The organism is Kribbella sp. (assembly GCF_035687465.1).
Classification (GTDB): Bacteria; Actinomycetota; Actinomycetes; order Propionibacteriales; family Kribbellaceae; genus Kribbella.
On record NZ_DASRXP010000629.1, the window covers coordinates 1 to 7933 of the forward strand.

Genomic DNA, 7933 nt, shown 5'->3' on the forward strand with positions numbered 1-7933 from the left:
CAGCGCACCGTCCGCGAACACCGGCAGGTAGAAGGTGGACTTCACGCCGAGCAGGTTGATGTCGATGTTGCCGCCACCGAGCGTCGGCGGGATGGAGTTGAGCGCCGGCGCTGTCAGCTCGGACGAGGCCGCGAACGCGACCCCCATCAATCCCATGAACGGGTTGAGCGGGAAGGTCACCTCGCCGCGCCGGCCGCGAGGCATCACACCATGACCCTTTCGGACCGGGGTGAACACGGAGACATTGCCGTACTTCGTCGGGTCGCCCGTGGCCCGGCCGTCGGTGGCGACCGGCGGCATGATCTCGTCCACAGTGATTCCGGCAGGCGCGACGCCGCCCGTGAGCTGAGGGAGAGCCCCCTTGCCGTGGCGGCTCGAGACCACGCCGTACGGGACCCGCGGCAGCATCGAGAGCATCTCCACCTTGAGCACGTCACCAGGTTTCGCGTTCCGGACGAAGATCGGCCCGGTCACGACATGCGGGCCGTCCACATCGAAGGAGCGGGCAGTGCGGTCGTACTCCTTCGCGATCTGCACAGCGTCGTCCAGTACCTGCGAACGCCGTACGCCGTGGCTGGCGAACCAACTCACGGGGTCGCGGCCCTGGTCCTCGAGGATGCCCTCGTGCGAGACCGTGTCGACGGTGACCGTCTCGCCGGAGCGGATGGTCAGGACCGGCTTGCTGCTGAGCGATGGCAGATAACCCCAGCGCACCCCGTCCGGCTCCGACGGCAGGTAGTGCCGGCCGTGAATCGGCCCGCGCCCCGGCTGGAGGATTTCACCAGGGGCGGTGGCCGGCGCCGCGTGGGCGGTGGTGGCAGCATTCGTCGCCGCGACTCCTGCTGCGCTTACTGCGGCGGTGGCGCGGAGGAACTCCCGTCTGCCGAGTCCTTTACGCAACGCGTCCCGCACCTGGGTCACCCGGTCGTTCATCGTCAACTCCTCACTGGATTTGTCCTAGCAAGGTCTACAGATGAGATGTTTCCGCGGCAGGCACCTCGGTTTCGCTGCGGTTACGTGTCAGGCGTTCACACAGCTTTCATCGCGGGGTGGGTTTCCGGTTCGCTGGACCGGTAAGGCTTCTCGGTGAGTTGTCACAGGGAATCGCCCCACCCTCGGAGGCCTCAAAATGCGTCGCCTGCTCACCGTTTCCGTCACTCTCGCCGCGTTGCTGACCGCCTGGGTTCTGGGCGCCACGCCGGCCCTGGCGTATCCGCCCACGCCGCCGTCAGCCAGTACTGCGCTGACGCAACTGAACTCGCTAACCGTGAAGGCGGAAGGTACGACCAGCGGTTACAGCCGGGATCTCTTCCCGCACTGGCACACCGTGTCCGGCACCTGCGACACCCGGGATCAGGTCCTCAAGCGGGACGGCACCGGTGTGACCGTCGACAGCAACTGCGAGCCGACCGGCGGCCAGTGGTACAGCGTGTACGACGCCATCTGGGTGACCGATGACTCCACGATCGACATCGACCACATCGTGCCGTTGGCGGAAGCGTGGAAGTCCGGCGCGAACACCTGGACCACCGCCAAGCGGGAAGAGTTCGCGAACAACCTGACCATCGCCCAGCTGATCGCGGTCTCGGCCTCGAGCAACCGCTCCAAGGGCGACCGGGACCCGGCCTCCTGGAAGCCGACGAACACCTCGGTGCACTGCATCTACGCCCGCGAGTGGATCTGGGTGAAATACACCTACAACCTCTCCCTGCAGTCCACCGAGAAGACCGCCCTCAACTCGATGCTCGCGGCCTGCTAGCTGTCTTCCAGCAGGCGGCGGCGTTGAGCGTGGATGCCGGCCTGGAACCGGGTGCGGGCGCCGAGGCTTTCCATCAGCTCGGCGACCCGGCGGCCGACGGTCCGGCTGCTCAGCGTCAGCTGCCGGGCGATCGCGTCGTCCTTGAAGCCGGCCGCCAGCAGCGTCATCAGCCGTGCGTCGAGCGGATCCATCCGGACCGGCACCACTGGGACGGCCTGGTCCCAGAGCAGCAGGAACATCTCGACCAGCGCATCGAGCAGGGCGCACGGGTACACCACCAGCGCGCTGTCGACCAGCTGGTCCACCGACAACGGCAGCAACGCGGCCGTCCGGTCGAACACGGCCAGCTTCATCGGCACCTGCGGGTGGACCCGCGAAGACTCACCGGCGTCCGCCGCGCTGTAGGCCTCGTCGACACCGCCCGGCAAACCCAGCGAATCGGGGGAGTAGATGCCCCGCACGGCCACGCCTTCGCTCAGCAGCCCGCGCACCTGGGTGTCCGAGCTCTCGGCCGGCGCCGCGTAGGGCGGCCGGTCCAGCACCAGGAGCTGGTCCTTCGTCCCGTTCAGCAACTGCGCGAACCGGGCCGCGATCGCCTCCTGCCCGACGATCACCTCGACCAGGTTCTCCGGGCGGTGCTGCTCCTGCGCCCGTAGCTCGGTCAACAGCACCCGCGCCTCCGCACGAACCCGGTCCAGCTCGGCGCGCCGTACCGCGACCAGCGCGTCGACGGCCACATCGGGGCGCGTGGGCAACAAGCGCGGCGGGTCGTCCGCAGTACTGGTGAGCAGGCCTAGTTCCTCGAGACGGTCGACCGCGACACCCAGCTCGTCGACGTCGCGGTCGAGCCGCCTGGCCAGGTCGAGAAGACAGCATCCCGGGTTGGCGAGCACACCCCGGTAGGCAGCTTCCTCCGCGGCCGAGACTCCAACGGATTCGAGCACACACACTCCTGGCAAGATCTGGACAAGTCCGGCATGCGACACGCTATCTCGTAGCATGGACCATCCCGGGTTCGATACCACTGGGTGGTGTCCCTCTCCCGGTTGTCTCTGCTGCTGTCCACCGCGCTGCTCCTCCCCTCGGTGTGGTCGCCGGTTCCAGCAGCTGCGGCAGCCGTGGCGCCGAAGGGTGACCCGGTCGCCGTGACTCTGATCACCGGCGACCGGGTCCTCCTTGGCGCACCCGACGCCACCGGCCGGCCTTTCGTCCAGATCGAGCCGCACGAGCAAGGACGGGCCTTCTCCGTACGCCGGGACGCCGGCCGGGTGACGGTGATTCCCCAGCAGGTGGAGAAGCTGGTCCCGGACGTGCTCGACCCGGCGCTCTTCGATGTGACCGGTCTGGTCGAGATGGGGTACGACGACGCGCACCGAGCGGATCTGCCGGTGATAACCCGCGGTGTTCCCGACTTCCAGGGCCGGGAGATCCCGAGCCTCGGCGCAACGGCCGGCACACTCGCCAAGCAGCAGGCCCCCGGCTTCACCAGCCGGCTCGCATCCCTTCGCAGTACCGGAAAGGTCTGGCTCGACCGCCGCCTCAAGGCAGCCGTAGCTGACACGACTGCAGCAATCCCTGACCAGTACCTGAACCAGATCAAGGCACCGACTGCCTGGGCGAAGGGGCTCGACGGCCGCGGCGTGAAGGTCGCGGTACTGGACACCGGTGTCGACGCCGGTCATCCCGCCCTGACCGGCAAGGTCTCCGCCGAGTCGGACTTCACCGGCAGCGCGAGTGCGGCCGACGACAACGGTCACGGCACCCACGTGTCCTCCCTGATCGTCGGCAGCGGCGCGGGCTCGGACGGAGCTCGCCAGGGTGTCGCCCCGGCGGCTGAACTGATCTCCGGCAAGGTCCTGGCAGCCGACGGGTACGGCCAGGAGTCGTGGGTCATCGCGGGCATGGAGTGGGCTGCCGCGCAGGGTGCAGACCTGGTCAACCTGAGCCTGAGCTCTGCACCATCCGACGGCGACGACCCAGTCGCTGAGGCCCTCGAGCGCTTGACCGCCGAGACCGGCACGCTGTTCGTCGCGTCCGCCGGGAACAACGGCAACCTCGGCGAGGATCCGGGCACGATCGGCAGTCCGGGCGTCGCCGCGTCCGCCCTGACGGTCGGCGCGGTCAACGGCAACGACAAGCAGGCCGTCTTCTCCAGCGAAGGCCCGACCCGCGGAACCTACCGGCTCAAGCCGGACCTGACCGCCCCCGGCATCGACATCCTCGGCGCCCGCGCGGGGGCCCGTGACGGCGACCTCTACGTCGGCATGTCCGGTACCTCGCAGGCCGCGCCGATCGTTACCGGCGCGGCCGCTCTGATGCTCCAGCAGCATCCGTCCCACACGTGGAAGCAGCTCAAAGCCGACCTCACGACGGCCGCGGACTCCACCAAGTCGTGGACCAACTGGGCGTCAGGCAACGGCCGCCTCGACCTCGCTCGCGCTACCTCCAGCACGCTCACCAGCGACGTCTCGTCGCTCGACTTCGCCTATCTGCGCTACCCGGACAAGGCCGCGCGCAGCCAGGTCGTCACCCTGACGAACAGTGGTTCCACCCCGATCACTGTTCCGGTGACCGATCAGGAAACCAGCTCGACGGACGTGCCTGCCCCCGCGACCGCGGTAGTCGCCTCGCCGGCCACGCTGACCATCCCGGCCGGAGGCACAGCCTCCACCAAGATCACGATCGATCCCGCGCAGCTGACCGACGGCCTCTGGCAGGGGACCGTCGCCTTCGGGGACAACCTCCGTCTCGCCTTGGGCGCCTATGACGAAGCCGAGCGCTATGACCTCTCGGTGAAGGTTCTCGACCGCACCGGTACGCCGTACGCGGGTGGCACGGCGTCGGTGTTCAACTACGCCACCGGCAATTCGTCGACCCTCCATCTGGACGAGAACGGGACGGCCCGGGTTCGCCTCGAACCCGGGCAGCTCGTCATCACCTCGGCCGTGGTGACTCCCGCGGCCGGTTCTCGACCAGAGACCTTCGCCCTGGCCGGTACCGCGGAACTCCCGTTCACCCGCGATACGTCGTACGTGATCGATGCCCGCAAGGCTCAGGTACTGCGCGCGCCCACGGTCGAGGGGCAGAAGACCAAGGTGGTGGAGTCCGTCCTGGGCATCTCCCGGAACAGTGCGACCCGCGGATTGAGCGACTTCTGGTGGTTCGAGCCCGAGCAGATCGCTGCCGGGACAGTGTTCGTCCAGCCGACCGCGAAGGTCGCCGGTGGTGGTTCGTTCGAGACCACGAACCGGTGGCGACTCGAACCGGTCGGGGCGGTGCGGAAGGGGGAGCCGACGGCCTATGAACTGTTGTTCGCCAAGGATCGTTTCTCCCTGCCGCTGTCGCCGCACCTGACCCGGCGCGACCTGGCGAAGATGGCGCGGGTCGAGAACTCATTCGGCAGCCTCACCGGTGCGGGGACCCAGCAGGTTCAGCGGCAGTGGGCGACCACGGTCACCGGCGTCGGTTGGGTGACCCGGCGCGACGTCGCGGTGCCGTCGCAGCAGGTCGAGCTGCTCACGGCCGATCCGGCCTCCGGATGGGGCCAATGCCTGACCCTCACGGCCGACGCGACGACGCCGCTGTGCGACCGGCAGATCCTGCCCCTCAAGACGGGTGCCCGGGTGCAACGGCCGTTCGGCGCGGCCTTGCATCCGGACATCTTCGCCGCCTATCACGCGCCCGACTACATGTTCGTCGAGGTCGGCGTGGCCGACGCCTTCCACGCCGGCAGGTCGGTGTACTTCCCTGGGGATCACAAGGTCGCGCTGTACCGCAACGGCGCTCTGGTCGGCGAGCTCACCGACAGCTCCGGCTATTTCCCACTCCCGGAGGAGAGCGGGAAGTTCCGGCTCGAGCAGAGCTGGTCGATCGCGCCGGCGGTGTTCCCCCGGTCGGGCAGTGCGCACACCACCTGGAACTTCACCTCCGCGCCGCCGCCGGATCCGACCCAGCAGGGCCAACTCATCCCGCCGCTGCTGTCCATCGGGTATGACGCCGACGTCGACGGACTGGGACGCGCCACGGCCTGGCGGCCACTGCGGATCGGCCTCCTGGTAGGGCATCAGGTCGGCTCGAAGGCAGCCCGAGTGACCGGAGCGAAACTGTCGTACTCGACCGATGGCGGGAGGCGGTGGACACCGGCGTTCGTAGTACCGGCTGGTGGTGCCTACACGGCGGTGATCCCGCCGTGGGCCGTGCTGCCTGGGAAGTCCTTGTCGCTAAGGGCTGTCGCAACCGACGCGGCGGGTGGCACCATCGATCAGACCGTGATCGCGGCGATCCCGACCCGCTGAGCGGCCGCACGCGTGTCCAGGGCGCGCATACTGCGATCCGGTGGGAGGATGAGAAAAGGTGCACCCCTGGCTGTGATCGACCGCAGGCCGTAGATCCCAGGAGGCAGGATGAGCGAGACCGCAAGCCCGGTGGCGACGACCGCCGAGGACCGCCCCGAACTGAAGCGGGTGATGGGGCCCGGATTGCTGCTGCTGTTCGTGGTCGGGGACATCCTCGGCACCGGCGTCTACGCACTGACAGGCAAGGTCGCGGGCGAGGTCGGCGGGGCTGTCTGGCTGCCGTTCCTGTGCGCCTTCATCGTGGCGATGCTGACGGCAACGAGTTATCTCGAACTGGTGACGAAGTACCCGAAGGCCGGCGGCGCGGCGGTCTATACGCACAAGGCCTTCGGCATCCACTTCCTCACCTTCCTGCTCACCTTCGCGGTGATGTGCTCGGGTCTCACCTCGGCCTCCAGCGCCTCGAAGGCGTTCGCGGCGAACTTCTTCTCGGCGCTGAAGATCGACCCGGACCGCGGCTCGGTGCTGATGATCACCTCGCTGTCGTTCATGGCGTTGATTGCCTTGGTCAACCTTCGCGGCGTCGGCGAGAGCGTCAAGGCGAACGTGGTGCTGACCCTGATCGAGCTGACCGGTCTGCTGATCGTGATCGCGATCGGCGCCTGGGCGCTCGGCAGCGGCGACGGCGATCCGGGCCGGCTGACGGAGTTCAACGTGCCGGAGGGCGACAACGCGTTCGGCGCGGTCACCGCCGCGACGGCGCTGGCGTTCTTCGCGATGGTCGGCTTCGAGGACTCGGTGAACATGGCCGAGGAGACCAAGGACCCGGTCAAGATCTTCCCCAAGATCATGCTGATCGGGCTGACCGCCACCGGCATCATCTACGTCCTGGTCGCCATCTCCGCCGTCACCCTGGTGTCGCCGGAGGAGCTGAACAAGGGCGCTACGCCACTGCTGAAGGTGGTCGAGGCCGGCGCACCCGACTTCCCGTTGCAGCTCTTCGCCTGGATCACGATGTTCGCGGTCGCCAACTCGGCGCTGATCAACATGCTGATGGCGAGCCGCCTGCTCTACGGTATGTCGCACGAGAAGGTGCTGCCGGGTCCGCTGGGGCGCGTCCTGCACAAGCGCCGGACGCCGTGGGTCGCGATCCTCTTCACCACCATCCTCGCGTTCTTCCTGATCGGGTACGCCGATCTGACCGCGCTCGGTGGCACGACGGCATTCCTGCTGCTCTGCGTGTTCGCGATCGTCAACGTCGCGGTGCTCGTGCTGCGGCGGGACAAGGTGGAGCACAAGCACTTCCACGCGCCGACCGCGCTGCCGGTGCTGGGCGTGATCCTCTGTGTCTACCTGGCCAGCCCGTTGTCGGGCCGCGCCTCGAACGACTACGAGATCGCCGGCTGGCTGATGGTGGTCGGCGTCGGGCTCTGGGCGATCACCTGGCTGCTGAACAAGTACGTCTTCAAGCGCAAGTCCGACTTCGACCCCTCGCACCTGGATCCCAGCGGTCCGGTCAACTAGCCCCACCAAGCCGCAGGCCCTGATCGCCCCCCGATCAGGGCCTGCGCCACGTCGGGATCGGGGTGATCGGTTCGACCGAGGCTCGAGGTGGGCGGATCGGGAGGAGGGCGGCGAGGATGACGGTGCTCAGGGCAACGAGTCCGAGGGCGACCGCGATCCAGCCGAGCGCCGGGTAGCCGGTACCGGCGTCGATCGCGAGACCACCGAGCCAGGGGCCGACGGTGATGCCGACGTTGAACGAGGAGAAGTTGATCGCGGTCGCCAGCGTCGGCGCCCGCTCCGCCAGGCTGAACACCCGGGCGTTCAGCGCCGGGTTGGTGGCGAACCCGAACCCGCCCAGCAGGAACACCGCGAA

5 protein-coding genes and 1 pseudogene are annotated in these 7933 nt (G+C 68.2%); 3 read left to right on the forward strand and 3 right to left on the reverse strand.

Annotation, left to right across the window (positions count from 1 at the left end):
- Positions 1-933 (reverse strand): acetamidase/formamidase family protein (locus VFG33_RS33275; RefSeq protein WP_524538163.1); only part of this gene is annotated, 933 nt, incomplete at its 3' end.
- Positions 934-1129: 196 nt separating this feature from the next.
- Between VFG33_RS33275 and VFG33_RS33280 the strand changes: the two genes are divergently transcribed.
- Positions 1130-1759: an HNH endonuclease family protein gene (locus VFG33_RS33280; RefSeq protein ID WP_325056974.1), complete on the forward strand. Its 630-nt coding sequence runs from the start codon at positions 1130-1132 to the stop codon at positions 1757-1759.
- Here the strand turns inward: VFG33_RS33280 and VFG33_RS33285 are convergent.
- Entirely contained in the window at positions 1756-2703 is a 948-nt protein-coding gene (locus VFG33_RS33285; protein WP_325056975.1) for a LuxR C-terminal-related transcriptional regulator, read from the reverse strand. The two genes, VFG33_RS33280 and VFG33_RS33285, sit on opposite strands and share 4 nt — an antisense overlap.
- 87 nt (positions 2704-2790) lie before the next feature.
- On the opposite strand from VFG33_RS33285, the gene VFG33_RS33290 reads away from it, so the two are divergent.
- Together VFG33_RS33290 and VFG33_RS33295 are read left to right on the forward strand one after the other, a co-directional pair.
- The gene (locus VFG33_RS33290; protein ID WP_325056976.1) at positions 2791-6054 is read left to right on the forward strand and encodes a S8 family serine peptidase; all 3264 of its coding nucleotides are present in this window, start codon (positions 2791-2793) and stop codon (positions 6052-6054) included.
- 108 nt (positions 6055-6162) lie between these two features.
- A complete protein-coding gene (locus VFG33_RS33295; RefSeq protein WP_325056977.1) occupies positions 6163-7578 on the forward strand; it encodes an APC family permease in 1416 nt (471 codons plus the stop codon).
- Between the two features lie 34 nt (positions 7579-7612).
- On the opposite strand, the pseudogene VFG33_RS33300 reads toward VFG33_RS33295, so the two are convergent.
- Positions 7613-7933: pseudogene (locus VFG33_RS33300) on the reverse strand (Cmx/CmrA family chloramphenicol efflux MFS transporter); the annotation flags it as partial.